The following is a 25,140-nucleotide window of genomic DNA, read 5'->3' on the forward strand; positions in this document are numbered from 1 at the left end:
AACCCCGAAATTTGATGTGCAAGTGTCGCTGAAAGCCCACAAAAAAGCAAGTGCCCGCCCAAGAAGGGCGGGCACCGAAGTGGTTAATGCAAGAAAAGTAGGTGCTTACAACAACGTCATCAGCGCGTGGCGCTGGCGTCTGCCACGGTGAGTGCCGTCATATTGACGATACGACGCACGGTGGTGCTCGCCGTCAAAATATGGACCGGTTTGGCCGCACCCAGCAACACGGGGCCAATCGCAATGTTGCCGCCTGCCGCTGTCTTGAGGAGGTTGTACGCAATATTGGCGGCATCCAAATTCGGCAACACCAACAAGTTGGCATTGCCAATGAGGGTGGAGGTGGGCATTTGAGCCGCGCGCGAAGCACCGTCCAAGGCGACGTCGCCATGCATTTCGCCATCTATTTCAAGCCAGGGCGCTTTTTTCTGAACCAATGCAAGGGTTTCGCGCATTTTGATAGCGGTGGGCTGGTTGCTGCTGCCAAAGTTGGAGTGGGACAGCAAGGCAGCTTTGGGGTGAATGCCGAAGCGTCGCATTTCCTCTGCCGCCATGATGGTGATTTCTGCCAATTGCTCGGCTGTCGGGTCGTAGTTGATGTGGGTATCCACCAAAAACACCTGACGATCGGGCAACAACAAGCCATTCATGCAGGCATAGGTGCTCACACCTGGGCGATTGCCAATGACTTGATCGACGTAATTCAGGTGGGTATGCGGCGTGCTCCAGGTGCCACAAATCAGGCCATCAACCTCACCTTTTTGCAGCATCATGGTGCCGATCAAAGACAAGCGGCGACGCATGTCAATTTTGGCCAATTGCTCAGTCACGCCTTTGCGCGCGGTCATCTTGTAATAGGTTTGCCAAAAATCTCGGTAGCGGTGGTCTTGCTCCACGTTGACCACTTGGTAGTCCACGCCCTCTTTCAGGCGCAAGCCAAAAGTTTCAATGCGCTTGGCAATCACGGCGGGACGCCCGATCAAGGTTGGCTGGGCCAAGCCCTCGTCCACCACGATCTGGACCGCACGCAACACGCGTTCTTCTTCGCCTTCGGCGTAGCACACGCGTTTTTTGCTGGCGCGCTTGGCTGCCGCATAGATGGGCTTCATGGTGGAGCCCGAGGCATACACAAAGCTCTGCAGTTTTTCAATGTAGGCCTGCATGTCTTGGATCGGGCGACGCGCCACGCCACTGTCCGCTGCGGCTTTGGCCACAGCTGGCGCGATCTTGATCATCAGGCGAGGGTCGAACGGTTTGGGAATCAAGTACTCAGGGCCAAAGGCCAAGCTTTCACCCGCATAGGCAGCCGCCACCACTTCGCTTTGCTCGGCTTGAGCCAGCTCAGCAATCGCATAGACCGCAGCAATTTCCATCTCATCGTTGATGGTGGATGCGCCCGCATCCAGAGCACCGCGAAAGATGTATGGGAAACACAAGACGTTGTTGACTTGGTTGTGATAGTCGGTGCGACCTGTGGCAATGATGGCATCGCTGCGCACAGCCTGAACTTCTTCAGGCAAGATTTCTGGCGTAGGGTTGGCCAATGCCAAGATAAGTGGCGTGGCTGCCATTTTCTTGACCATATCGGCCTTGAGTACGCCGCCAGCGGACAAGCCCAAGAAGATGTCTGCACCTTCAATCACATCACCCAAGGTGCGTGCTGAGGTTTTTTGAGCAAACTGAATCTTGTCTTCGTCCATCAATTCGGTGCGGCCCTCAAAGACCACACCGGCCAAATCCGTCACGAAAATATTGCTACGTGGCACGCCAAGCTTGAGCAACAAGCCCAAACAAGCCAGCGCTGCAGCTCCGGCCCCAGAGGTGACGACCTTGACGTTTTTGATGTCTTTATTGGCGACTTTGATGCCGTTCAAAATGGCCGCGCCCACCACGATGGCGGTGCCGTGCTGGTCATCATGGAAGACTGGGATTTTCATGCGTTCGCGCAATTTGCGCTCGACATAAAAGCAATCTGGGGCCTTGATGTCTTCGAGGTTGATGCCACCAAAGGTAGGCTCTAACGCGGCAATGATGTCCACCAACTTGTCGAGGTTCTTCTCCTCAATTTCCAAGTCAAACACATCAATGCCCGCAAATTTTTTGAATAAAACGCCTTTGCCCTCCATGACTGGCTTGGACGCCAGTGGGCCGATGTCGCCCAAACCCAAGACGGCAGTGCCGTTGGAAATCACCGCCACCAAATTACCACGGCTGGTGTATTTGTAAGCGGCCTCCGGGTCTTTGACGATTTCTTCGCAAGGTGCAGCAACGCCGGGTGAATAAGCCAGGGCCAAGTCGTGCTGGTTGACCAGCTGCTTGGTCGCCGCAATGGCAATTTTTCCGGGGGTAGGGAACTCGTGGTACTCAAGCGCCGCACGGCGCAGTTCTTCACGGGCTTGGTTGGAATTCACGGCCATTGTTTATCTCCTGAAAATGCAATGGGCTGTCACTTGGAATTCCAAGCAACAGCCCAACAAGGCGCTTTCATTGTAGGCCGGGGCAAGCCGCGGTCACGGCCGCGTGATGTGCGTGGCTAGGTGGCTCTGTTTTTACTTTTATGCAAAGCCCACTCAATGAACCACGAGCCGCGTGTGCTCGGCACGACGCGCGGTCTGTGCACCACTGAGCACAAAGCCGCGCACCTGAGCCTCAGCGTCAACAAAGTGCCAAACACCTATCGCCGTGCTTTGCCATTGCCCGGCTAGACCTGGCGAAGGAGGTGCCACCACCAGTGGCATGGCGGGTGTTTTGATGGCCACGGGCATCAAAGGAAAACGCACCTCCGTGGGCGTACCCGCCAAGGTGTGCGCCAGCGCTTTGGCAGCATGCATGATGGGCATGACGTAAGGCAATGTGCGAGAAAGCCCACCGACCGATGATCCAACATATTGGGTGTTGTCACCCAAGGCATACACATGAGAAGCACTGCTCTGCAAGTTAATGTCCACGAGCACCCCACGGTCGACCTCAAGACCCGCTGCCTGTGCCAAGCCAATGTCCGCTCGCAAGCCCACCGCGCTCAACACGACATCGGTGGTTGTGCTTTGCCCATTGGCCAAGGTAACAACCAACTCATGACCTGCACGATCTACTGCCTGCACTGTGGTGCCCAAATGCCATTGCACGCCCAACGCACTCAAAGCCGTTCGCAGATCGGCGCTGGCCGCTTGAGGTAACAGGGCGGACAAGGGTTCAGCGCCGGGATCTACCACCTGAACCGCGTAGCCAGAAGCTGCCAAGTCATTGGCGAACTCGCAACCAATCAAGCCTGCACCCATGACCAACACACGCGCACCGGCAACCAACTTGTCGCGGAACGTGGCGTAGTCGCCCAATGAGTTCACCGACATCACGTCATGCGTCGCGTTGCCCGCGAAACTCAACCGAATGGGTCGGGCTCCCGTGGCCAGCACCAACTGACGGTAGGCAAATGCGCCTTTGGAAGTTTGGACTTCTTGGCCCACCACATCCACCGCGCTGACCTGGGTGTGTTGCAACAGCGTGACGCCTAGCGTTGCCACCATTTTTTCGGCTGACGTAGTGACCAATTGCCCGGGGGCTTTACCCTGTACCAGCGCGTTGGAGAGTGCCGGTTTGGCATAAAAGTCACCCGCATCGGCCGTCACCATGAGCACTGGTGTGGTGGTGTCGAGCTTGCGAAACTCTCGCACGACAGACCAGCCAGCCAAGCCAGAACCCACCACCAACACGGGGGCATCGGGGTGACGCTGTGCAGTCATGGTGACTCCTTAAAACTCGACCGGTTCGAAATCAGCTTTGGCCACACCGCAGTCAGGGCAAGCCCAGTCTTGCGGCACATCAGCCCATAAAGTGCCAGGGGCGATGCCATCTTCTGGGCGACCTGCGGCCTCGTCGTACACAAAACCACACACGATGCAGATGAAAGATTTGAAATTAGCGTTGCTCATGATGTATTCCTTTTTTTGAGTTCAGTCGGTGGACGTGGGTTAAACAGCAGCCTTGACTTTGTCGAGTTGGGCTTGGTAATGGTTGGCATGGCGCTCTTCCACCTTGGCCAAAGCAGCAAAGCGCTTTTGCGCTTTCAACAAAGTGGCAGCAAACTGGGCGGCGTGCACTTTGGATTCTTCAATTTGTTCGTCCATCTCGGCCACGGCAGCGGCATTGCCTTCTGCTTCGGCGGTTTTGCGGAACGTGGGGTACATCTCGGTGTACTCGTAGGTTTCACCATCGATGGCGATTTGCAAGGCTTTGGCAGGGGTCATCTCAGCCTTGGGGTAGAGCAAGTCCAAGTGACCAAAGGCGTGCATGACTTCCTGATCCGCGGTTTCTTCGAACGTACGCGCGGTTTCTTCATCGCCCATTTCTCGGGCTAACTTGGCGAAGTAGCGGTACTTGATATGGGCCATCGATTCGCCCGCAAAAGCGGCTTCGAGGTTGGCGATGGTTTTGATCTCGGGACGGGTCTGTGCAGTCATCTGGAACTCCTTCAGTTAACGAAATTAATCGGGACAGGAGGAATGATAGGCCCAGTTAATTGATTGGGCCAATTGAGATTTTCTAATTCATTGATAGGGGCTATGAAGTACAGGGCGTGGGTGGATAAGCCAGCCCTCCTCAGAGACTGCGTCACGATTACGTCGGGCGGGCTCACCCCACCCACACCCTATGCGCCGTGCCAAATAAATCAAGCCCGCATCAAGGCTTCAATTTCAGACGCCACCACCGGCACACCACGCGTGATCAACTGGCAACCATCAGAGGTCACGATCGCATCGTCTTCAATGCGGATACCGATGTTCCAAAACGCCTCGGGCACATCGTCTGCAGGGCGCACATACAGGCCTGGCTCGATGGTGAGCACCATGCCCTCGCGCAAGATGCGGCTGGGACGATTGATGATGGTTTCGCCTGAGAGCGGGTCTTGGCGCTCGCTGGTTTGGCCCAGCTCTGACTGCTCCACATAGCTGCCGCAGTCATGGACATCCATGCCCAGCCAATGGCCGGTGCGGTGCATGTAAAAAGGAAAGTAAGCCCGCTTTTCAATCACGTCTTGTGCGTTCCCGTGTTGGGCTGGATTCAACAGCCCAAGGTCTAACAAGCCTTGCGCCAGTACCTTCACGGTGGCTTCATGCGGATCGGTAAAGCGTGCACCTGCGCGGGTCGCTGCCACGGCGGCGTCTTGGCTGGCGAGCACCAAGTTGTAGAGGTCGCGCTGCGGGCCTGTGAATTGACCATTGGCGGGGAAGGTTCGGGTGATGTCGCTGGCATAGCCGTCCAGCTCACAACCTGCATCGATCAACACCAATTCACCAGAGCGCACAGGCGCCACATCCGCTCGGTAGTGCAGGACGCACGCATTGGCACCAGCCGCCACGATGGAGGTGTAGGCCGGAAACTGCGAGCCATGCAGGCGGAACTCATGCAACAGCTCCGCATCCAAGTGGTACTCGCGCACGTCTTGGCCAGCGCGCAACATGCGCGCGCTGGTTTGCATGGCGCGGATGTGCGCACGTGCGCTGATGGCACTGGCGCGACGCATGATGTCTTGTTCGTGTGCGTCCTTAACCAGGCGCATCTCGTCCAAGGGGCCACACACATCGCGTTGCTGCGCGGGACACTGCGCGCCAAAGCGCACGCGCGCGCGCACGGCATTGAGCCAACCGTCGACACGCGTTTCCAAGCCTTTGTGCGTGGCAAACGGATACCAGACCGTGTGTTGGTTCTCCAGCAGCTTGGGCAATTGCTTGTCCAGCTCAGCCGCCGAGTACGCAGCGCTGACGCCCAGCGTATCAACCGCCGCATCAGGGCCCAGTCGGTAACCGTCCCAAATTTCGCGCTCTAAATCTTTAGGCTGGCAAAACAAGGTGCTTCGCCCTGTGGCGTCCAGCACCAACCACGCATTGGGCTCGGTGAAGCCGGTCAGGTAATAAAAGTAGCTGTCGTGGCGGTAGGGAAAATCGCTGTCTCGGTTGCGGGCATGCTCAGGCGCCGTGGGAACGATGGCCACACCACCAGTGCCCAATTGGGCAGCCAACTGGGCGCGTCGTTGCGCATAGATTGAAAGAGTCGTTTGAATCATAGGATGGCGCGCTAGGGAGATGGTGATGTACAGGTTCAGCGATTGAGCTGGCCCAAACGCTCGGGCGTGCCCACGTCAGTCCAAGGACCCTCGTAGAGTTGGGCGCTCACCGCGTGATTGTCCATGGCGGCCCGCAACATCGGTGCCAAAGGGGCTTTCAAGCCCAACGGATTTCCGTTGGGAACGGCACACCATGGTGCGTTGAAAAATGCGCGCTTGTAGAGCGCAATCGTGCTGAAGGTCCAGCGGGGAACGTCTGGCGTTCCCGTCGTCGGCTCATGCTTGGGCAGGTTCATGGCCAAGCCTTGAGGGGACAAGCCAAAATCGCCACCCGGGTTGTGCGCCGGGTTGGGAACCAGCCAAATGTGGGCGAGTTGGGGGCTGGCTTTGAAGCGCGCTTTAACTTCGGCAGAAAAGACAAATTCTGGGGCAAACACATCGCCCGCAGCCACCCAAAACACCTCATCGAGTTGGGGCAGTGCGCGAACAATGCCCCCGGCAGTTTCAAGTGCGCCACCAAAGTCAACCCCTTCTTGCGAATAGTGCAGGTGCATCGGGGCTTGGCCCGCGATTTCAAACACTTGGCCAAAGTGCTGTGGAATTTGCTCGCCCAGCCAGGCCGTGTTGATCACCAGCTGTTGCACGCCACCACGCTGCAAGCCCTCCATGGCCCACTGCATCAAGGGTTTGCCACGCACGGTCAACAAAGGTTTAGGCGTGGCATCGGTGAGCGGGCGCATGCGCTCGCCACGACCCGCGGCCAAGAGCAAGGCATCGGCCGCAAGGGTTGGATGGGAGGGAGCACGATTCATGACCAAACGAGTGTAGCCAGCGGTTTTGAGTCAATACACGCAGGCGACAAGGCGGGTTCAGCCCGGTGTAGGGCGGCTCGCTAAAATCTGGGTTTTCCCTCATTACCCCCCGGAGTCGCCTGACATGGCAAACACCCAACAAATGGCCAGTGCAATTCGTGCCCTGGCAATGGACGCTGTCCAACAAGCCAACTCAGGACACCCCGGCGCGCCCATGGGCATGGCCGATATGGCCGTTGCCTTATGGGGCGACCACCTGCGCCACAACCCCAAAAATCCGCATTGGTTGAACCGCGATCGCTTTGTGCTCTCCAACGGACACGGCTCAATGCTGATTTACGCCTTGTTGCACCTCACCGGTTACGACTTGCCGATGAGCGAGTTGAAAAACTTTCGCGTGCTGCACAGCAAAACTGCAGGCCACCCCGAAGTGGGCGTGACTCCTGGCGTAGAGACCACCACCGGCCCGCTGGGCCAAGGCATCACCAACGCCGTGGGCATGGCCTTGGCTGAAAAGCTGCTGGCCAGCGAGTTCAACCGCGAAGGCCACAACGTGGTTGACCACCACACCTACGCCTTCATGGGCGATGGTTGTTTGATGGAAGGCATCAGCCATGAAGCCTGCTCGTTGGCAGGCGCTTGGAGACTCAACAAGTTGATCGCACTCTACGACGACAACGGCATCTCGATCGACGGTCAAGTGGCCCCATGGTTTGCCGACAACACCCCCGAGCGCTTCAAAGCTTATGGCTGGCAAGTGATTGGGCCCATCGACGGGCACGACGCCGCGGCAGTCAGCAGGGCCATTGCCACCGCCAAACTGAGTGCCGACAAACCCACCTTGATCGTGTGCAAAACCAGCATTGGCAAGGGCAGCCCCAACCGCGCCGACACCGCCAAAGCCCACGGCGAACCCTTGGGTGCCGAAGAAATTGCATTGACCCGTGCGGCCATTGGCTGGAACCACGCGCCCTTTGACGTGCCCAAAGAGGTCTACGCAGACTGGAATGCCGCCGCCAAAGGCAAAGCCTTGGAAGCCGAATGGAAAACCACCTTTGCGGCCTACAAAGCGGCTTACCCCGCGTTGGCCAAAGAGCTGTTGCGCCGCATGGCGGGCGAACTGCCCAAGAACTTTGCCCAAAGCGTGGTCGACACGGTGATTGGTGCACACACCAAAGCTGAGACTGTGGCCAGCCGCAAGGCCAGCCAGTTGGCTCTGGAAGCATTCACCGCGGCTTTGCCCGAGATGCTGGGCGGCAGCGCAGATCTGACCGGCTCGAACCTGACCAACACCAAGAGCACGCCCAATCTGCGCGTGGACTTGGCAGGCCACGTGGTGAAAAACGAAGCCGGTGTGGGTGGACGTCATATCAACTATGGCGTGCGTGAGTTCGGCATGGCCGCGATCATGAACGGCGTGGCGCTGCATGGTGGATTCATTCCCTACGGCGGCACGTTCTTGACGTTCAGCGACTATTCACGCAACGCCATTCGTATGGCGGCACTGATGAAGCAACGCGTGGTGCATGTGTTCACCCACGACTCCATTGGTTTAGGCGAAGACGGCCCCACGCACCAGTCCATCGAACATGCGGCCTCACTGCGCTTGATTCCCAACCTGGACGTATGGCGTCCCGCAGATACGGCTGAAACGGCAGTTGCCTGGGCTGTGGCACTGCAAAACCAACACAAGCCCACGGCTTTGTTGTTGAGCCGTCAAAATCTGCCGTACTTGCCCAAAGGTGAGGCGCTGGTCAGCCAAACGGCTGGCGACATCTCCGGCTTGGATGCCATCAACAAGGGCGCCTACGTATTGGCAGAGCCCTCCGAAGTGGGCTTGAAGAAGAAGGCCCAAGCCGTGATCTTGGCCACGGGCTCTGAAGTTCACTTGGCGCTCAAAGCCCAAGCGCTGCTGGCCGAGAAAAAGATCGCCGTGCGCGTGGTGTCTGTGCCCAGCACCACCACCTTTGATCGTCAAAGTGTGGCGTACAAATCGGCGGTCTTGCCAGCGGGCATCCCACGCATTGCCGTGGAGATGGGCTCGACCGACGGCTGGTGGAAATATGGTGTCTCCGCAGTGGTGGGCATCGACACTTACGGCGAGTCCGCGCCTGCACCGGTGCTGTTCAAGCACTTTGGCTTCACCCCCGAGAACGTGGCCGAGACGGTGCAAGCCGTGCTGGCCAAGTAACTGTTTCACTGCTTCATTTTTAACTTTAGAAGGGTAATTTCATGGCTATCAAGATCGGTATCAACGGCTTCGGTCGTATCGGACGCATGGTGTTTCGCGCCGCTGTACAGAACTTCAACGACATCGAAGTGGTTGGCATCAACGACTTGCTGGAACCCGATTACTTGGCATACATGCTCAAGTACGACAGCGTGCATGGCCGCTTCAAAGGTGAGGTGTCTGTGGACGGTGGCAACCTGGTGGTCAATGGCAAAAAGATTCGACTGACCCAAGAACGTGATCCGTCGGCTTTGAAGTGGAACGAGATCGGTGCTGACATCGTGATTGAAGCCACTGGTTTGTTCTTGGACAAGCCCACGGCCGAGAAACACTTGGCGGCAGGTGCCAAGAAAGTGTTGCTGTCAGCGCCTTCCAAAGACGACACCCCCATGTTTGTGTACGGTGTGAACCACACCACGTATGCGGGCCAAGCCATCGTGTCTAACGCTTCTTGCACCACCAACTGCTTGGCACCTGTGGCCAAAGTGTTGAACGACAAATGGGGTATCAAGCGCGGCCTGATGACCACCGTGCACGCAGCCACCGCCACCCAAAAAACCGTGGACGGCCCGTCCAACAAAGACTGGCGCGGTGGCCGTGGCATCTTGGAAAACATCATCCCCTCCAGCACTGGCGCCGCCAAGGCGGTGGGCGTGGTAATTCCAGAGCTGAACAAAAAGCTCACTGGCATGTCCTTCCGCGTGCCAACCTCTGACGTGTCGGTGGTGGACTTGACGGTTGAATTGAACAAAGAAGCCAGCTACGCTGAAATCTGCGCCGAAATGAAAGCACAAAGCCAGGGCGCCTTGAAAGGCGTGTTGGGTTACACGGAAGACAAAGTGGTTGCCACGGACTTCCGCGGCGAGCCATGCACCAGCGTGTTTGACGCAGATGCCGGCATTGCACTGGATAGCACCTTCGTGAAAATCGTGTCTTGGTACGACAACGAGTGGGGCTACTCGAACAAGTGTTTGGAGATGGTTCGCGTCATCGCCAAGTAATACGGCAAGCCCAAGGCACTCGAGGTGCCTTGAGCATCCAGCGCCCGGGCTTGAATGCTGCGGGCGTTTTTTATGCCACAACCAGTATGGCCCACACCGAGCGCCGCAAATATGGCGACGGGCATGGTGTGAACAAGCTTCATGGGAATGCGGTCTGCCAATCTATTCCCCAAAAACACGGCGGGTACGTCTGCAATCAGCATGCCTAGCGTGGACCCCATCACCACCAGGAGTGGATCGCCATAGTGAACCGCCATGGCCACCGTCGCGATTTGGGTTTTGTCTCCCATCTCCGCCAGAAAAAACGTGACAAAAGTCGCCCCGACCACACCAAAACGTTGTGCAATCTGCGTTTCTTCCTCTTCGATTTTGTCCGGAATCAACGTCCAAATGGCCATGCCAATATGAAGATGCGATCTATCTACGTATACGAAAAATCTGTTCTTGTGAAAAATTTCGCCCCAAAACCGTGATGGGCTACTTGTTTGGTGCGTTTATTGCTTGCATATGGTGCGCTTTGTAAAAAAAGCACCGACTCGCACCAAACAAGTTCAACCCATCAAGGATTTATTCATGGACGCACTTAAACAGGGCGCAGATGCACTGTTCATCCTCCTCGGAGCCATCATGGTGCTGGCAATGCATGCCGGCTTTGCTTTCTTAGAACTAGGCACCGTTCGCAAAAAAAACCAGGTCAATGCTTTGGTGAAAATTTTGGTGGACTTTTGCGTATCGACCGTCGCTTATTTTGTGGTCGGTTACGGCGTAGCCTATGGCACGAGTTTCATGGTGGGAGCCGAAACACTAGCGGCCAAAAATGGCTACGAACTCGTGAAGTTCTTCTTTTTGTTGACTTTCGCCGCTGCCATTCCTGCGATTATTTCTGGCGGCATTGCTGAGCGCGCCAAGTTTTGGCCACAGCTTATTGCCACCGCCGTGATCGTCGGTTTTATTTATCCCTTTTATGAAGGCATTGCCTGGAATCAACATTTCGGTGTTCAGGCTTGGCTCAAAACCAGCACCGGTGAAGAGTTCCATGATTTCGCAGGCTCCGTGGTTGTGCATGCCTTGGGGGGCTGGATTGCTTTACCCGCCGTATTATTACTAGGCGCACGCAGCAACCGTTACCGCAAAGACGGGGCTGTCTCTGCCCATCCACCTTCAAGCATCCCCTTTCTCGCCTTAGGCGCATGGATTTTGATCGTGGGCTGGTTTGGATTCAACGTGATGAGCGCTCAAACGCTAGACAAAATTTCTGGTTTGGTGGCGGTAAATTCACTGATGGCCATGGTCGGCGGCACTTTGGTTGCTCTGCTGTTGGGTAAAAACGATCCTGGCTTCGTGCACAACGGCCCACTTGCCGGTTTGGTCGCTGTTTGCGCTGGCTCTGATGTGATGCACCCGATGGGCGCTTTGGTGGTTGGCGCTGTGGCTGGGGCCATTTTTGTGGTCATGTTCACGCTGACACAAAATAAATGGCGTATTGACGATGTGTTGGGAGTCTGGCCTTTGCACGGTTTGTGTGGCACCTGGGGCGGCATTGCCGCTGGCATTTTTGGCACCACAACGCTCGGCGGCCTAGGTGGGGTGAGCTTGTCGGCCCAGTTGGCAGGTACGGCATTGGGGGTTTGCTGGGCCTTGATTGGGGGCTTTGTGGTTTACGGTATTTTGAAAATATCCCTTGGTTTGCGGCTGAGCCAAGAGGAAGAATTTGAAGGAGCCGATTTGACAATTCACAAGATCAGCGGAACACCCGAACGAGAAGTGAGCTGGTAAGCCGCATGAATTGTGGTTTTTCACGCATGAATTCTTTCAAATACAGGTAAACGCTTGGTTTTTCTGCTCACTTGTGCTCCATAATGGTCTTTGCTGGGTTGGCGCTCGCGCCAGCACAGTGTGTTTGGTGATCGGTCAGTTTCGCGCCACCGCTTTGGTTGCGTTGTGCATTCGGGACTCCATCGCTTGTTTTTTGTGTTTTAAGGAGTCCCTTTCATGGGCAATAAACTGTACGTCGGCAATTTGCCGTATTCGGTACGCGACAGCGATCTTGAGCAGTCTTTCGGACAGTTCGGTACTGTGACCAGCGCCAAAGTCATGATGGAGCGCGACACTGGTCGTTCCAAAGGTTTTGGTTTTGTGGAAATGGGCAGCGACGCCGAAGCACAAGCCGCTGTTGAAGGCATGAACGGCGCACCTTTGGGTGGTCGTAGCCTGGTTGTCAACGAAGCACGCCCCATGGAGGCACGTCCTCCACGTACCGGCGGCGGTGGCTACGGTGGTGGTGGTGGTGGTGGCGGTGGCGGCTACGGTGGTGGCGGTCGCGAAGGTGGTGGCGGCGGCGGTTTCCGTAGCCCCTACGGTGGCGGCGGTCGCGAAGGCGGCGGCGGTGGTCGCAGTGGCGGCGGCGGTGGTCGCGGCGGCTTTGGCGGCGGCGGCAACAGCTACTAATCTGCCCAGCTCACGCTGAAGCAAATCAAAAGGCTCCCGAGGGAGCCTTTTTGCTGTCTACTCACACGCCTTAGGGTTTGCTTTTACGCGGCAATATCGTGCCATGCACACGACCGCCCAGTTGCATCAAGCGGTCCATGTTGTCGTAATCCATGTGATCAGCCGTGAATCGTTCGCCATCGCCCCTAAGCAGCTCCACGGGTAAATGCGTTCGGATTTTTTCTGTATTGGGAAACAAGTGTAAAAACTCACTGCGCAATTCGCTACGCGGCCATATCTCACCCCGTGCACTTTGAGCAGCCTCTCGGATCAATACTGTTTTCTCAAACAGCTGAATTTCTGAGCCATCGGCATTGATCACGGCACGCGTAGCACGCGCCGTGGTGATACGACCCTCTCTAGAGATCGCACGAATACGTGGCTGGTCTATTTCAAGAGTATCGGTGTCTGGATAGTGTCGGCCTTGCACTCCTGCCATTTCGCTTTTGAGTACGCCGCGTGCATCAAAAACTTTGACCGAGAAGTCACGCATGAAATAGTCAGGAACATGCTGGGGTGCAGCTTCCAGCTCCACATCCAACACGGTTGGGGTGTTGCGAACCAGCCAATACGTCGCAAGCGCCATCAACCCCATCAAGATAAGTGGAAGGTAAACCGCCACACGATCCCAAAGGTGTCGAGCTCGCATCCACCATGAAACACGTGTTGCCAATGCGGTCATGCCAAATAACCTCGCCACAGATCTGCATAACGACCTGAAGCGACCAATAACAAATCACAGAACTCACGCGCCGCGCCATGGCCACCTTCGCGTTCGGTGACGTAATGGGCGATGGCCTTCGCTTCGATATGTGCATTGCTAGGTGCACAAGCAAAAGCAACGCGCTGCATCACGGCCAAGTCAGGCCAATCATCGCCCATTGCTGCAGCTTGCGACCAATCAAGCCTCAACGATTGCAGAATTTCGAGCGCAGCAGGGGCTTTATCTTCCGTGCCATAGCGAACATGTTCAATGCCCAGAGCCTTCAGTCGTGTCCGCAAAGGGGCACTGTCCCGACCGGTGATGACAGCCGGTGTAATGCCCGCCTGCCGCAACATTTTTAAACCATGTCCATCCAGGGTCGAGAAGCGCTTGATCGTTTCGCCGACGTCGGTGAAATACAAACCGCCATCGGTCAAAACACCGTCGACATCAAAAAAAACTACGCGAACACCCTGGGCGCGTAACAACAATGTCGGATCAATTTGGAGAGCAGGCGTACGCAAAGGCGAATGAGACATCAAATCACCTTGGCACGCATCAGGTCGTTGGTGTTGATGGCACCACACAGGAGGCCCTCCTCGTCAACCACCAGCACACTGGTGATGCGATGGAGTTCCATCAACTCCGCGGCTTCTGCGGCCAAAGCATTGGCGCGTACAGAACGAGGGGTCGTGTGCATCACTTGTTCTGCCGTCAGGGCGCGCATGTCTACACCTTTTTCAATCAGGCGACGCAAATCACCGTCGGTAAAAATACCAAGAACTTTGCGCTGTTCATTGACCACAGCCGAAGCACCCAGCCCTTTAGCGCTCATCTCGCGCATCAAATCACTGAATGTGGCGGACGGCAATACGCTAGGAACAGCGTCGCCACTGCGCATGACATCGCTTACATGGGTGAGCAAGCGACGACCCAAAGCGCCTCCGGGATGTGAGCGTGCAAAGTCTTCAGCTTTGAAACCACGAGCATCCAGCAATGCAACGGCCAAGGCATCACCCAATGCCATTTGTGCCGTCGTACTGGCTGTAGGCGCCAAATTCAACGGGCAAGCTTCCTTGGTTACTCCGCTATCGAGCACGATGTCCGCATGACGCGCCAATGTGGAAAGAGCTCCTCCGGTAATGGCAATCAACGGCACACCTTGCCGCTTCAAGACTGGCAAGATAGCCGACAGCTCATCACTCTCACCGCTGTTGGAGATGGCAATCACCAAATCACTGTCTTTGACCATGCCCAAATCCCCGTGACTAGCCTCAGCAGGGTGCACAAACATGGCTGGTGTTCCGGTCGACGCCAGGGTTGCCGTGATCTTGCGTCCAATGTGTCCGCTTTTACCCATTCCCATCACCACCACGCGGCCACGCACAGCCAGAATAGCGCGAACAGCGTGCACAAAACTCGGCGTCAATCGGTCACGCAGTTGATGGACCGCTTGGGCTTCAATTTCTAGCGTGTCATGCGCGAGCGTCAAGATGCGTTGATCATCCAAGACGTTTTGAATGGTCGCGTTATGAGAAGTTTGGGTCATGGGTTAATTTTATCGGTCCACCTGTATTTATTTGCCAATACAAAAACTTGAAAAAATCACGCCTAACAAGTCGTCAGATGTGAACTCACCGGTGATCGCATTCAGTGCGTTTTGCCCCAGTCGCAACTCTTCGGCTAGCAAGTCCAAGGCGGGTTGTTGCACCTGTAAACAGGCCATGGCTTGATTCAAATGCGTTTGCACATCACGCAATGCTTGAACATGCCTTTCCCGCGCCATGAATAAGCCTTCTGTGCCACTGCCCTGCCAACCCACAACATCCAGCAACTTTTGCCGCAATGCCGACAGCCCCAGTCCTGTCTTCGCAGACAACACAAGGTGCTCATCTGAAGTGCAACTCTTTTGTGTGAAAGCGCTTGTGTCTGCCTTGTTCCATAAATGCAGCAGTGGGACATGACGCGCGAGAGTGGTTGTCAATGTCGCTTCAATTTGTGCATCGGCTTGAACATACATCGGATCGTCTTGCCGTGTGAGGTCATGTAAAAACAACACCGCATCTGCTTGTCCAATTTGCGCCCATGCACGTGCAATGCCTATGCGCTCGACCTCATCTACATCTGGGTGATCACGTAGACCGGCCGTGTCCACCACATGCAATGGAACACCCTCAATCTGAATGGTTTGTTGCACCACGTCACGGGTGGTCCCGGCAATAGGCGTCACGATGGCGAGTTCGGCACCCGCCAACGCATTAAGCAACGAACTTTTCCCCGCATTGGGCTGTCCAGCAATGACCACGCGAATGCCTTCGCGCAACAGCGCACCTTGACGTGTGCGCAGCATGACTTGACTGAGCTGATTTTGCAATCGTTCTAGCTGGCCTTGCGCGTCCGCCTGCTTCAAAAAGTCGATGTCTTCTTCCGGAAAATCAAGCGTCGCCTCTACCAACATGCGCAAGTGAATCAGTGCATCTCGTAATTGATGAATTTCTGCTGAGAACGCACCGGCCAGAGAACGGCTCGCACTACGGGCGGCTGACTCGGTGCTGGCATCTATCAAGTCGGCCACAGCCTCTGCTTGAGCCAAATCGAGTTTATGGTTCAAAAATGCGCGCTGCGTGAACTCACCTGGCTGCGCCAAACGCAAACCAGGCAAAAGTGGTTGCTGACCTTCAACGCACGTTGCCGCGACCTCCAAACAACGCGCCAACAAAAGCTGCAAAACCACCGGACCACCATGTGCTTGAAGTTCAAGCACGTCTTCGCCTGTGTAACTGTGTGGCGCTACGAAGTGAAGCGCCAGCACATGGTCTATGGGCGAGCCAGTTGCATCAAGAACTGGTAAATAAGTCGCCTCTCGTGGCTTCAACCCTCGACAACACAAGGCCTTGACCAAAGGCGTCAATCGTTTGGCACTCAAACGAACAATGCCAACAGCCCCGCGACCTGGCGCTGTGGCAATGGCAATGATCGGTGCGTCGTGTTGGGCAAACATGGTGGTGATTGTCAGGAAAAAACCCCGCTGTCCTTGCGGACGGCGGGGTTTATTTAAAAAACAACATGGCCTTCGTTTAGAACTTAGGCAAGTTGAACTGGGGGGGGACACCCATGCGGGTGTTGATGACCCACTGCTGAACAATTGACAAAACGTTGTTGGTGATCCAGTACAACACCAACCCAGCAGGGAAGAAGAAGAACATGACACTGAACGCGAGCGGCATGATCCACATCATCTTAGCTTGCATCGGATCTGGTGGTGCAGGATTCAAAGCTGTTTGCAGCATCGTGGTTGCTGTCATGGTCAGAGGCAGAATAAAGAATGGATCCGGTGCAGCCAAGTCATGAATCCAACCAATCCAAGGAGCGTTGCGCATTTCAACGGTTGACAACAGAACCCAGTACAAGGCAATGAACACTGGAATTTGTATCGCGATCGGCAAACACCCACCCATGGGGTTGACCTTCTCTTCACGATAAATTTTCATCATCTCCATTTGCATTTGTTGCGGGTTGTCTTTCAGGCGCTCACGCATTTCCATGATGCGCGGATTCACCGCCTTCATCTTGGCCATGCTGCGATACGCATGTGCGTTGAGCCAATAAAACCCTGCCTTCAACAAAACCACCAAGGCCACGATAGACCAACCCCAGTTACCCAGGAAATGGTTCAACTTATCGAGCAACCAGTACAAGGGTTTAGCCATGATGGTGAGCCAGCCATAGTCTTTGACCAACTCCAAACCAGGATAAACGGCTTCGAGTTTTTTCTCTTCTTGAGGGCCCACATAGAAGGTGGCTGCCACCGTTTTGGTATCCCCTGCCTTGATGGTGTCGAGGGGAGCAATCAACGTTGCGCGGTAGCAGCAGTCTGCAACCGAAGAACCAATGTCCACAGCATCCAAAGAAATATTGCGATTCAACCCGTCTGGCAAGATCCACGCACTAAAGAAGTAATGCTGGACCATTGCAATATAGCCATTGAGCGACTGCTTCTCGACATCTACTTTTTTCTTCTTGATGTCTGCGAACTCAACCTTTTGATATTTCTTAGCTTCGGTGTAAACCGCGGGACCCGTAAAAGTCGAATAGAAAGACGACTCGCCAGTGGGTTTGTTGCCGTCACGTACCAACTGGAAATAAAGCTGAGGCGCAACGTCTTGTTGACCCACGTTCACAATCTCATGTTTCACAGCAACGTCATATGCGCCACGCTTGAGGGTGTAGGTTTTCACCAGTTTCACCCCGTTTTGTACGGGGGACTCAAACGTCACCGAAACTTCGGAGGCATCTTTTTGTAGGCTGCGCACGCCGGGATGCACCGTCATTTGGCTTTTATGCGTAGGCAAAGCATCGCTTGTCGCGCTGCCAATCAGCCCTGTTTGAGCTAAATAAATGCGGTCCTTGCTGTCATCCAGCAAAACCACATTTTTGCCCACATGGTTGACATCTGCATGTTCCAAAAACTCCACACGTGATACGGTTGCACCTTCTGTATCAAAACGAAGTTTCAACACATCGCTTTGCACGTCAACGTATTCTTTAGCTTTGCTGCTTGCAGCATCAGCCAAAGGCAGAGTCATCGAAGATGCACTCGCCACGGCTGAAGGCACGCCAGCATTATTTGTTGCGGTTGATGATGCCGCGATAGCAGGCACCTCCTTGGAAGAAGAGGCTGTCGTTGGCGTTGGGAAAAACGTGGCTTTATGACCGTTGTGTACTTGCCATTGATCCCACAGTAAAACCATGGAAAAACCAAAGATCACCCACAAAATGGTGCGGCGAATGTCATTCATGAAGATTTCTTCCTGAGTTGGAGGGGGTCAAAGGCGCTGTAAAGACGGTTTGCTTTGGAGGAACAGGGTCATGTCCGCCGGCACACCAAGGATGACAACGCACCAAACGGCGCAATGTCATGTAGGCACCATGTTGCGCACCATGGCGCTGCAGCGCTTCAAGTGCATACGCTGAACATGTTGGCTCAAATCGACAAACTGAGCCCAACCAAGGGCTCAAGAACAGTCTGTATGTCTGGACACATCGAATTAAAAAGGCTTGCATCATGAAGTAGCCACTTTGCCAAACAACTGTGTCAGTTCTTGTCGCACAGCTTGTTTGAGAATCTCAGAAGAAGCACTCATGAATCTCTTTGAATCAAACGCTGCACGCAGGCGAACAACATACGCTGTCGGCTTCAGATTTGATGCAAATTCTTGTGACACGTGATGAATTTGACGCCTGATGAGATTTCGCGTGACAGCACGCTTGGCCCACCGTTTGGGTGTCAAGGCACCAAGTATCAAAACACCGTCAGCAAACGGGGCCTGAGTTTTTTCAAACCCAAGCCCCGTAGAGGTTTTTTCAGTTGGTTGCCATTCGTGCAACACAAAGTGCGGTGTTTTCGCCGCGGTGCTTGCGCGCATGACTGCCTGAAATTCAACCCACTGCTTTAAACGTTCCACGGCTCGCTGGTCGCGGATAGGTTCAATCGCAAGAAAATTAGACAGCTAAACGCTTACGACCTTTGGCGCGGCGTGCGTTGATCACGGCACGGCCGCCACGGGTCTTCATACGGACCAAAAAGCCATGGGTACGGGCACGACGGGTTTTAGAAGGCTGGTAAGTGCGTTTCATGTTGATTCCAAATATCTGAACCCTGTAGATCAGGGAAACCAATTATTATCTCAAATTTTTTAGCTGTCGACAAGCCATAAACAACCTACCAACTTGAGCAGCGTTTTTGCCTTTCAAAAAACATTTATTTCTTCTGTGGATAAATTTTTGATAAAGTCCAGTTCCGCGTGCTTTTATGCACAGCTATCCACAGAAAAAACTCATGATTCAGGGTGCATCCCCATCCAGCAGCTCCGACGGCTTACCAGCAGGTTCTGGTGATGGTTTATGGCAGGCCTGTGTCGATCAATTGGCCCAAGAACTCCCTGAACAACAGTTCAATACTTGGATCAAACCTTTGACGGCAACCGTTGCTGAAGATCTCAGCAAGATCCTTGTTTTGGTTGGAAATCGCTTCAAACTCGATTGGATTCGTGCCCAATATGCAAGTCGAATTGCGTCAATTTTGCATCAAATGTATGGTCATCCGATACAACTTGAGTTAGCGATTACTCCTAAAGAATCGCCCGTCAGAACTAAACCTATTTCTTATTCACAAGAATTAGAGTCATTGCCTGAAAGTCTGATTGGTTTGGAAGAAACCGCTCCCAGCGGCCCCAGAACCAGATTGAATACGGCGTTGACATTTGATAGCTTGGTTGAAGGAACTGCAAACCGTATGGCACGTGCAGCCGCCATGCACGTCGCCACCATGCCAGGACAACTTTACAACCCACTCTTTATCTATGGTGGCGTGGGATTAGGTAAAACGCACTTGGTCCACGCTGTAGGTAATAAGTTACTGGCAGAGCGGCCCGATGCAAAAGTTCTCTACATCCATGCAGAACAGTTTGTTTCAGATGTGGTCAAAGCTTATCAACGCAAAACATTTGATGAATTCAAAGAGCGCTATCACTCCTTGGATTTGCTTCTGATTGATGACGTTCAATTTTTTGCTAACAAAGAAAGAACACAAGAAGAGTTTTTCAATGCGTTTGAGGCATTGTTGGCTAAAAAGTCACACATTGTGATGACCAGTGATACCTACCCCAAAGGTCTGACAGACATTCACGAGCGACTCGTTTCCAGATTTGATGCTGGTCTGACCGTTGCCATTGAGCCTCCCGAGCTGGAAATGCGGGTTGCAATTTTGATCAGTAAATCACGCACCGAAGGCACTGAAATGCCTGAAGAAGTGGCTTTCTTTGTTGCCAAAAATGTTCGATCCAACGTGCGTGAGTTGGAAGGAGCACTGAGAAAAATCTTGGCTTACTCACGTTTCAACCAAAAAGAAATTTCTATTCAATTGGCACGTGATGCCTTGCGTGATTTGCTGTCTATTCAAAACCGACAGATCTCTGTCGAGAACATCCAAAAAACCGTCGCAGACTACTACAAAATCAAAGTTGCAGACATGTATTCAAAGAAGCGTCCTGCTTCAATTGCAAGACCTCGACAAATTGCCATGTATTTGGCTAAAGAATTGACCCAAAAAAGCCTTCCTGAAATCGGTGAACTGTTTGGTGGCAGGGACCACACCACGGTACTTCATGCTGTACGGAAAATCACAGCTGAACGATTACAACTCAGCGAACTCAATCAACAACTCCATGTCCTTGAGCAGACACTCAAAGGCTAAACCGTAACTGTATAAAGCTGTGGATGAATTTTGCACAACACATGACTTATCCACAGACCCAACCACTTTGTAGAAGTTATCCAGTTTGATGAAACATCAGAAAACACATTTGCCAACACCTTTGAAAGCCTCTCAAGTGCTTGAAAAAAAAGAGGAAAATGCTGTTGTCCACAGAAACAAGCTGTGCTTATCTACTACTACTAATCTAAATTAAGAAATCAAGAGGAACCCATGATCGTACTGAAGGCCACACAAGACAAGGTGCTCGCAGTCCTGCAATCTGTCGCAGGTATTGTGGAACGCCGTCATACCTTGCCTATCTTGGCCAATGTGCTGATTCGTAAAACAGGTGGTTCATTGCAACTAACCACAAGCGATCTAGAAATTCAAATCCGCACAACAGCCGAACTTGATGGCGATGCTGGCAATTTCACAACCACAGTGGGTGCACGCAAGTTGATTGATATTTTGCGCACCATGCCATCCGATCAAACCGTCAGTTTGGAATCAAGCCAAAACAAATTGATTCTCAAAGGTGGTAAGAGTCGTTTCACTTTGCAAACTTTGCCAGCAGAAGATTTTCCGTTGGTTCAAGAAGCGGCAACCTTTGGTCCCTCTTTCAGCGTGCCACAAAAAACACTGAAAGAGTTGTTGCACCAAGTCTCTTTTGCAATGGCCATTCATGACATTCGCTACTACCTCAACGGCATCTTGTTCGTTGCAGAAGGAAAGCAGTTGAGCCTGGTAGCAACCGATGGACATCGGTTGGCTTTTGCTTCTGCCATCTTAGACATCGAAGTTCCACGCCAAGAGGTCATCTTGCCGCGCAAGACTGTGTTGGAAATGCAGCGCTTGCTGAGCGACAAAGAAGGCGCCATCGACATGCAATTTGCCAGCAATCAAGCTAAGTTCAGTTTTGAAGGAATGGAATTTGTGACCAAGTTGGTTGAAGGTAAGTTCCCCGATTACAACCGTGTGATTCCAAAAAATCATAAGAACACCATCACTCTGGGCCGTACAGCCTTGTTGGCGACATTGCAACGCACAGCCATTTTGACCAGCGAAAAATTCAAAGGTGTTCGTTTGAATTTGGAGCCTGGTGTTTTGCGTGTGGCGTCAAGCAATGCAGAACAAGAAGAAGCAGTGGACGAACTTGAAATTGATTACGGCGGTGATGCCATTGAAATTGGTTTCAACGTGACGTATTTGATCGACGCCTTGACCAACATGGACCAAGACATGGTTCAAATTGATCTGGCTGATTCCAACAGTTCTGCCCTGATTACCATTCCTGAAAATGCCACCTTCAAATACGTTGTGATGCCCATGCGTATCTGATTTGCATCTGACCTTACTTTTATTGATAGATCCCGTGATGCCATGCGCATCGCGAACGAAGACTTGCCATGACTGAACCTACAAACACCACCAACCAAGAAGCCGCCGGGGAAGGCTATGGCGAAGGATCGATTCAAATTCTTGAAGGTCTTGAAGCCGTTCGCAAGCGTCCAGGTATGTACATCGGTGACACATCTGATGGCACAGGTTTGCACCACTTGGTGTTTGAAGTGGTGGACAACTCCATCGACGAAGCATTGGCTGGCCACTGTGACGACATCGTGGTGACTATCCACAGCGACAACTCCATCAGCGTGACCGACAACGGTCGTGGCATTCCAACGGGTGTCAAGATGGACGACAAGCATGAGCCCAAGCGCAGTGCCGCAGAAATCGCATTGACCGAATTGCACGCGGGTGGAAAGTTCAACCAGAACAGTTACAAAGTTTCTGGCGGTTTGCATGGTGTTGGTGTGTCGTGCGTGAATGCTCTGTCTAAATCTTTGCGTTTGATCGTTCGTCGCGAAGGCAAAGTTCACACGCTGGAATTTGCCAAAGGATTTGTGCAAAACCGTTTGATTGAGGTTGTCAACGGTGTTGAAGTTTCACCCATGAAGGTCACTGGAGAAACAGAAAAACGCGGTACCGAAGTTCACTTTCTACCCGACGTGGAAATCTTCACGCAAAACAGTGACTTCCACTATGAAATATTAAGCAAGCGCTTGCGTGAACTCAGTTTCTTGAACAACGGTGTGCGCATCCGCTTGATCGATGAACGGACCGGCAAAGAAGACGATTTCTCTGGCGCCGGGGGTGTCAAAGGTTTTGTCGACTTCATCAATTCGGGTAAAAAAGTCTTGCACCCCAACGCTTTTTATGCCGAAGGTGAGCGCCCTGCCGACACCTACGGTGGCATTCCTGGGACCAGCATTGGTGTCGAAGTGGCCATGCAATGGAACGATGGCTACAACGAGAGCGTGCTGTGTTTTACCAACAACATTCCTCAGCGCGACGGTGGAACGCATTTGACGGGCTTGCGTGCAGCGATGACCCGAGTCATCAACAAATACATTGAAGAAAACGACTTTGCTAAAAAAGCCAAAGTTGAAGTCACCGGCGATGACATGCGCGAAGGCTTGTGTTGTGTGTTGTCCGTGAAAGTACCTGAACCGAAGTTCAGCAGCCAAACCAAAGACAAGTTGGTGTCCAGCGAAGTGCGTGCGCCGGTTGAAGACATCGTCGCCAAAACACTGACCGACTACCTGCAAGAGCGTCCCAACGATGCCAAGATCATTTGCGGAAAGATCGTGGATGCTGCACGTGCCCGCGAAGCCGCCCGCAAAGCCCGTGAGATGACACGTCGCAAAGGGGTCTTGGATGGCATGGGCCTACCAGGCAAATTGGCCGATTGTCAGGAGAAAGATCCTGCCTTGTGCGAAATCTACATCGTTGAGGGTGACTCCGCTGGTGGCTCCGCCAAGCAAGGACGTGATCGCAAATTCCAAGCTATTCTGCCCTTGCGCGGCAAGATCTTGAACGTCGAAAAAGCACGTTACGAAAAGCTGCTGACCAGCAACGAAATCTTGACCCTCATCACGGCCTTGGGTACCGGTATTGGCAAAGCCAGTGCCGAATCGGGTAAGTCGGCGACGGATGACTTCAACGTCGACAAACTGCGCTACCACCGCATCATCATCATGACCGACGCGGACGTCGACGGGGCACACATTCGAACCTTGCTGCTGACTTTCTTTTACCGTCAGATGCCCGAGTTGGTCGAGCGTGGCCATATTTACATTGCACAGCCGCCGCTCTACAAGGTCAAAGTGGGCAAAGAAGAGCAATACCTCAAAGATGGTCCAGCACTCGATAGCTTTTTGCTGCGCATTGCGCTCAAAGATGCCAGCATCACCACGGGTGGCACCAATCCCCAAACCTTGAGCGGCGAGACATTGGCCGAACTGGCACGTAAGCACCAACTGGCCGAAGCGGTGATTGCGCGTTTGAGCGGTTTCATGGACGCGGAGGCCCTGAGGGCCATGGCCGACGGAGTGTCGGTCAACCTAGACACAGTGGCAGAAGCAGAAGCTTCGGCTGTCGCCATGCAAGCCAAGTTGCGTGAACTTGGCAGTGGTTCAGAAGCCTCGGGCGAGTTTGATGTGCGCACCGACAAACCCATTTTGCGCATCAGCAGAAGCCATCACGGCAACGTCAAGAGCAGCGTCATCACGCAAGACTTTGTGCACGGTGCCGACTATGCTGCGCTGGCTGAAGCTGCTCAAACCTTCCGCGGTTTGCTCAACGAAGGCTCACGCGTTCAGCGCGGTGAGGGCGAGAAGGCCAAAGAAGAAAAAGTCAGTGACTTCCGCATCGCCATGCGTTGGTTGATTGCCCAGGCAGAACACGCCACCGCACGTCAGCGCTACAAGGGCTTGGGTGAGATGAACCCTGAGCAGTTGTGGGAAACCACCATGGACCCCAATGTGCGCCGTTTGTTGCGCGTGCAAATTGACGACGCGATCGAAGCCGATCGCGTGTTCACCATGTTGATGGGCGATGAGGTGGAGCCCCGTCGCCATTTCATCGAAAGCAACGCTCTGCGCGCTGCCAACATCGACGTTTAATTGGCTTTGCTGGCTGGGCCTTGGCCCATGCGACCCCTGTTGTGGGGTTCGCGTGGCAAGGTTTCAGCATCAAAGATCTTTTGCTGCTCTGCGGTCAGCTGTGCATAAAACTGCTTGGTGGCATCGCTGCGTTGCTTCATGTGGCTTTGCATCGCGGCGTGGTGTGCCTCATGGAATACCGCCATCTTGTCTATGCGCTCAGGCGTGGTCAGCTTGCCCAAGGCTTCTCGGTCCAAGGGCGCCATGGCGGGGTGTGTGGAGGGTTTCATGGCCTCTACAAACGTGTTCCACGCAGGCTCTTGGCTACTGCTGAGCTTGAGTTTGGCTTTGAGTTCTTGTTGGCGCGCCTCCCAGCGTTGGGCCATGTGTGCGTGCGGGCTGCTGCTGTCACCCATGTGGGTGTGTCCCATCATGCCGTCGCCGGCCATGCCCATGCCCCCCATGGGTTGGGCTTGCGCGCCCAGGCTCAAAACCAAGCCAAGCCCAGCCAGGGCAGTGGCGAAAGTCAAACGTGAAGGTGTGAAACGGTTCATGACAAAGTCCTTTGAAACAAGAAGCGACATGCTTCGGTCAAGTTCAGACTGTGCGCGGCCTATGTTTCGCCACCTTGTGTCACACAACAACTTACG

The 25,140-nt window shown here is 53.8% G+C and carries 23 protein-coding genes; 7 read left to right on the forward strand and 16 right to left on the reverse strand.

Annotation, left to right across the window (positions count from 1 at the left end):
* Positions 1-119 precede the first annotated feature (119 nt).
* From B9Z41_RS08005 to B9Z41_RS08030, 6 genes are all read right to left on the reverse strand, one after another.
* Positions 120-2,417, reverse strand: coding sequence for an NADP-dependent malic enzyme (locus B9Z41_RS08005; RefSeq protein ID WP_100146540.1), 2,298 nt, complete (start codon positions 2,415-2,417; stop codon positions 120-122).
* Between the two features lie 153 nt (positions 2,418-2,570).
* Positions 2,571-3,740 (reverse strand): FAD-dependent oxidoreductase, encoded by a 1,170-nt coding sequence (locus B9Z41_RS08010; RefSeq protein WP_100146541.1) that lies wholly within the window; start codon positions 3,738-3,740, stop codon positions 2,571-2,573.
* Positions 3,741-3,749: 9 nt separating this feature from the next.
* On the reverse strand, positions 3,750-3,929 hold the full coding sequence (locus B9Z41_RS08015) for a rubredoxin (RefSeq protein WP_100146542.1): 180 nt from the start codon (positions 3,927-3,929) through the stop codon (positions 3,750-3,752).
* Positions 3,930-3,968: 39 nt separating this feature from the next.
* On the reverse strand, positions 3,969-4,457 hold the full coding sequence (locus tag B9Z41_RS08020) for a rubrerythrin family protein (protein ID WP_100146543.1): 489 nt from the start codon (positions 4,455-4,457) through the stop codon (positions 3,969-3,971).
* Positions 4,458-4,666: 209 nt separating this feature from the next.
* Positions 4,667-6,061: an aminopeptidase P N-terminal domain-containing protein gene (locus tag B9Z41_RS08025; RefSeq protein ID WP_100146544.1), complete on the reverse strand. Its 1,395-nt coding sequence runs from the start codon at positions 6,059-6,061 to the stop codon at positions 4,667-4,669.
* A gap of 35 nt (positions 6,062-6,096) precedes the next feature.
* Complete coding sequence (locus tag B9Z41_RS08030) at positions 6,097-6,873, reverse strand: nucleotidyltransferase family protein (RefSeq protein ID WP_100146545.1); 777 nt, start codon at positions 6,871-6,873, stop codon at positions 6,097-6,099.
* Between the two features lie 124 nt (positions 6,874-6,997).
* On the opposite strand from B9Z41_RS08030, the gene tkt reads away from it, so the two are divergent.
* Together tkt and gap are read left to right on the forward strand one after the other, a co-directional pair.
* Positions 6,998-9,064 carry a transketolase gene (gene tkt, locus B9Z41_RS08035; RefSeq protein WP_100146546.1) on the forward strand — a complete coding sequence of 689 codons (2,067 nt, stop codon included), beginning with the start codon at positions 6,998-7,000 and terminating at the stop codon, positions 9,062-9,064.
* 41 nt (positions 9,065-9,105) lie between these two features.
* Positions 9,106-10,104 carry a type I glyceraldehyde-3-phosphate dehydrogenase gene (gene gap / locus B9Z41_RS08040; RefSeq protein WP_100146547.1) on the forward strand — a complete coding sequence of 333 codons (999 nt, stop codon included), beginning with the start codon at positions 9,106-9,108 and terminating at the stop codon, positions 10,102-10,104.
* Here the strand turns inward: gap and B9Z41_RS08045 are convergent.
* Positions 10,059-10,502 (reverse strand): TMEM165/GDT1 family protein, encoded by a 444-nt coding sequence (locus B9Z41_RS08045; protein ID WP_100146548.1) that lies wholly within the window; start codon positions 10,500-10,502, stop codon positions 10,059-10,061. The two genes, gap and B9Z41_RS08045, sit on opposite strands and share 46 nt — an antisense overlap.
* 175 nt (positions 10,503-10,677) lie before the next feature.
* Here B9Z41_RS08045 and B9Z41_RS08050 point away from each other — a divergent pair, with 175 nt between their 5' ends.
* Together B9Z41_RS08050 and B9Z41_RS08055 are read left to right on the forward strand one after the other, a co-directional pair.
* Entirely contained in the window at positions 10,678-11,880 is a 1,203-nt protein-coding gene (locus tag B9Z41_RS08050) for an ammonium transporter (protein WP_100146688.1), read from the forward strand.
* A gap of 216 nt (positions 11,881-12,096) precedes the next feature.
* Positions 12,097-12,552 carry an RNA-binding protein gene (locus B9Z41_RS08055; RefSeq protein ID WP_100146549.1) on the forward strand — a complete coding sequence of 152 codons (456 nt, stop codon included), beginning with the start codon at positions 12,097-12,099 and terminating at the stop codon, positions 12,550-12,552.
* Positions 12,553-12,622: 70 nt separating this feature from the next.
* On the opposite strand, the gene lptC is transcribed toward B9Z41_RS08055, so the two are convergent.
* The 8 genes from lptC to rpmH form a co-directional block, all read right to left on the reverse strand.
* Positions 12,623-13,273 (reverse strand): LPS export ABC transporter periplasmic protein LptC, encoded by a 651-nt coding sequence (lptC, locus tag B9Z41_RS08060; protein WP_369823306.1) that lies wholly within the window; start codon positions 13,271-13,273, stop codon positions 12,623-12,625.
* A complete protein-coding gene (locus B9Z41_RS08065; RefSeq protein ID WP_100146551.1) occupies positions 13,270-13,833 on the reverse strand; it encodes an HAD family hydrolase in 564 nt (187 codons plus the stop codon). Before B9Z41_RS08065 ends, lptC begins: the two co-directional genes overlap by 4 nt.
* Positions 13,833-14,843 (reverse strand): SIS domain-containing protein, encoded by a 1,011-nt coding sequence (locus B9Z41_RS08070; RefSeq protein WP_100146552.1) that lies wholly within the window; start codon positions 14,841-14,843, stop codon positions 13,833-13,835. The genes B9Z41_RS08065 and B9Z41_RS08070 overlap by 1 nt, the downstream gene beginning before the upstream one ends.
* A 27-nt stretch (positions 14,844-14,870) precedes the next feature.
* A complete protein-coding gene (gene mnmE, locus B9Z41_RS08075) occupies positions 14,871-16,295 on the reverse strand; it encodes a tRNA uridine-5-carboxymethylaminomethyl(34) synthesis GTPase MnmE (RefSeq protein ID WP_100146553.1) in 1,425 nt (474 codons plus the stop codon).
* Positions 16,296-16,371: 76 nt separating this feature from the next.
* The gene (gene yidC / locus B9Z41_RS08080) at positions 16,372-18,093 is read right to left on the reverse strand and encodes a membrane protein insertase YidC (protein ID WP_100146554.1); all 1,722 of its coding nucleotides are present in this window, start codon (positions 18,091-18,093) and stop codon (positions 16,372-16,374) included.
* On the reverse strand, positions 18,086-18,361 hold the full coding sequence (gene yidD, locus B9Z41_RS08085) for a membrane protein insertion efficiency factor YidD (protein WP_100146555.1): 276 nt from the start codon (positions 18,359-18,361) through the stop codon (positions 18,086-18,088). Before yidD ends, yidC begins: the two co-directional genes overlap by 8 nt.
* Positions 18,358-18,759 carry a ribonuclease P protein component gene (gene rnpA / locus B9Z41_RS08090; protein WP_100146556.1) on the reverse strand — a complete coding sequence of 134 codons (402 nt, stop codon included), beginning with the start codon at positions 18,757-18,759 and terminating at the stop codon, positions 18,358-18,360. The genes yidD and rnpA overlap by 4 nt, the downstream gene beginning before the upstream one ends.
* Before the next feature lie 37 nt (positions 18,760-18,796).
* On the reverse strand, positions 18,797-18,931 hold the full coding sequence (gene rpmH, locus B9Z41_RS08095; protein WP_005798102.1) for a 50S ribosomal protein L34: 135 nt from the start codon (positions 18,929-18,931) through the stop codon (positions 18,797-18,799).
* A gap of 202 nt (positions 18,932-19,133) precedes the next feature.
* On the opposite strand from rpmH, the gene dnaA reads away from it, so the two are divergent.
* From dnaA to gyrB, 3 genes are all read left to right on the forward strand, one after another.
* Complete coding sequence (gene dnaA / locus B9Z41_RS08100) at positions 19,134-20,549, forward strand: chromosomal replication initiator protein DnaA (RefSeq protein ID WP_100146689.1); 1,416 nt, start codon at positions 19,134-19,136, stop codon at positions 20,547-20,549.
* Between the two features lie 231 nt (positions 20,550-20,780).
* Entirely contained in the window at positions 20,781-21,887 is a 1,107-nt protein-coding gene (gene dnaN, locus B9Z41_RS08105; RefSeq protein WP_100146557.1) for a DNA polymerase III subunit beta, read from the forward strand.
* A 68-nt stretch (positions 21,888-21,955) separates the two neighbouring features.
* Positions 21,956-24,511 carry a DNA topoisomerase (ATP-hydrolyzing) subunit B gene (gyrB, locus tag B9Z41_RS08110; RefSeq protein ID WP_100146558.1) on the forward strand — a complete coding sequence of 852 codons (2,556 nt, stop codon included), beginning with the start codon at positions 21,956-21,958 and terminating at the stop codon, positions 24,509-24,511.
* On the opposite strand, the gene B9Z41_RS08115 is transcribed toward gyrB, so the two are convergent.
* Positions 24,508-25,044: a Spy/CpxP family protein refolding chaperone gene (locus tag B9Z41_RS08115; protein WP_233202590.1), complete on the reverse strand. Its 537-nt coding sequence runs from the start codon at positions 25,042-25,044 to the stop codon at positions 24,508-24,510. The two genes, gyrB and B9Z41_RS08115, sit on opposite strands and share 4 nt — an antisense overlap.
* Positions 25,045-25,140: the final 96 nt, after the last annotated feature.

The organism is Limnohabitans sp. JirII-31 (assembly GCF_002778315.1).
Lineage (GTDB): Bacteria > Pseudomonadota > Gammaproteobacteria > Burkholderiales > Burkholderiaceae_C > Limnohabitans.

Excerpts from the sequence above, each read along its gene's own strand:
- B9Z41_RS08115 (WP_233202590.1), bottom strand. The coding sequence starts at position 25,044 with ATGAACCGTTTCACACCTTCACGTTTGACTTTCGCCACTGCCCTGGCT.
- gyrB (WP_100146558.1), top strand. The coding sequence starts at position 21,956 with ATGACTGAACCTACAAACACCACCAACCAAGAAGCCGCCGGGGAAGGC.
- B9Z41_RS08020 (WP_100146543.1), bottom strand. The coding sequence starts at position 4,457 with ATGACTGCACAGACCCGTCCCGAGATCAAAACCATCGCCAACCTCGAA.
- gap (WP_100146547.1), top strand. The coding sequence starts at position 9,106 with ATGGCTATCAAGATCGGTATCAACGGCTTCGGTCGTATCGGACGCATG.
- B9Z41_RS08015 (WP_100146542.1), bottom strand. The coding sequence starts at position 3,929 with ATGAGCAACGCTAATTTCAAATCTTTCATCTGCATCGTGTGTGGTTTT.
- dnaA (WP_100146689.1), top strand. The coding sequence starts at position 19,134 with ATGATTCAGGGTGCATCCCCATCCAGCAGCTCCGACGGCTTACCAGCA.
- lptC (WP_369823306.1), bottom strand. The coding sequence starts at position 13,273 with ATGACCGCATTGGCAACACGTGTTTCATGGTGGATGCGAGCTCGACAC.
- rpmH (WP_005798102.1), bottom strand. The coding sequence starts at position 18,931 with ATGAAACGCACTTACCAGCCTTCTAAAACCCGTCGTGCCCGTACCCAT.
- mnmE (WP_100146553.1), bottom strand. The coding sequence starts at position 16,295 with ATGTTTGCCCAACACGACGCACCGATCATTGCCATTGCCACAGCGCCA.
- B9Z41_RS08025 (WP_100146544.1), bottom strand. The coding sequence starts at position 6,061 with ATGATTCAAACGACTCTTTCAATCTATGCGCAACGACGCGCCCAGTTG.
- dnaN (WP_100146557.1), top strand. The coding sequence starts at position 20,781 with ATGATCGTACTGAAGGCCACACAAGACAAGGTGCTCGCAGTCCTGCAA.
- tkt (WP_100146546.1), top strand. The coding sequence starts at position 6,998 with ATGGCAAACACCCAACAAATGGCCAGTGCAATTCGTGCCCTGGCAATG.
- B9Z41_RS08030 (WP_100146545.1), bottom strand. The coding sequence starts at position 6,873 with ATGAATCGTGCTCCCTCCCATCCAACCCTTGCGGCCGATGCCTTGCTC.
- yidC (WP_100146554.1), bottom strand. The coding sequence starts at position 18,093 with ATGAATGACATTCGCCGCACCATTTTGTGGGTGATCTTTGGTTTTTCC.
- B9Z41_RS08010 (WP_100146541.1), bottom strand. The coding sequence starts at position 3,740 with ATGACTGCACAGCGTCACCCCGATGCCCCCGTGTTGGTGGTGGGTTCT.
- B9Z41_RS08070 (WP_100146552.1), bottom strand. The coding sequence starts at position 14,843 with ATGACCCAAACTTCTCATAACGCGACCATTCAAAACGTCTTGGATGAT.
- B9Z41_RS08050 (WP_100146688.1), top strand. The coding sequence starts at position 10,678 with ATGGACGCACTTAAACAGGGCGCAGATGCACTGTTCATCCTCCTCGGA.
- B9Z41_RS08065 (WP_100146551.1), bottom strand. The coding sequence starts at position 13,833 with ATGTCTCATTCGCCTTTGCGTACGCCTGCTCTCCAAATTGATCCGACA.
- B9Z41_RS08045 (WP_100146548.1), bottom strand. The coding sequence starts at position 10,502 with ATGGCCATTTGGACGTTGATTCCGGACAAAATCGAAGAGGAAGAAACG.
- B9Z41_RS08005 (WP_100146540.1), bottom strand. The coding sequence starts at position 2,417 with ATGGCCGTGAATTCCAACCAAGCCCGTGAAGAACTGCGCCGTGCGGCG.
- yidD (WP_100146555.1), bottom strand. The coding sequence starts at position 18,361 with ATGATGCAAGCCTTTTTAATTCGATGTGTCCAGACATACAGACTGTTC.
- B9Z41_RS08055 (WP_100146549.1), top strand. The coding sequence starts at position 12,097 with ATGGGCAATAAACTGTACGTCGGCAATTTGCCGTATTCGGTACGCGAC.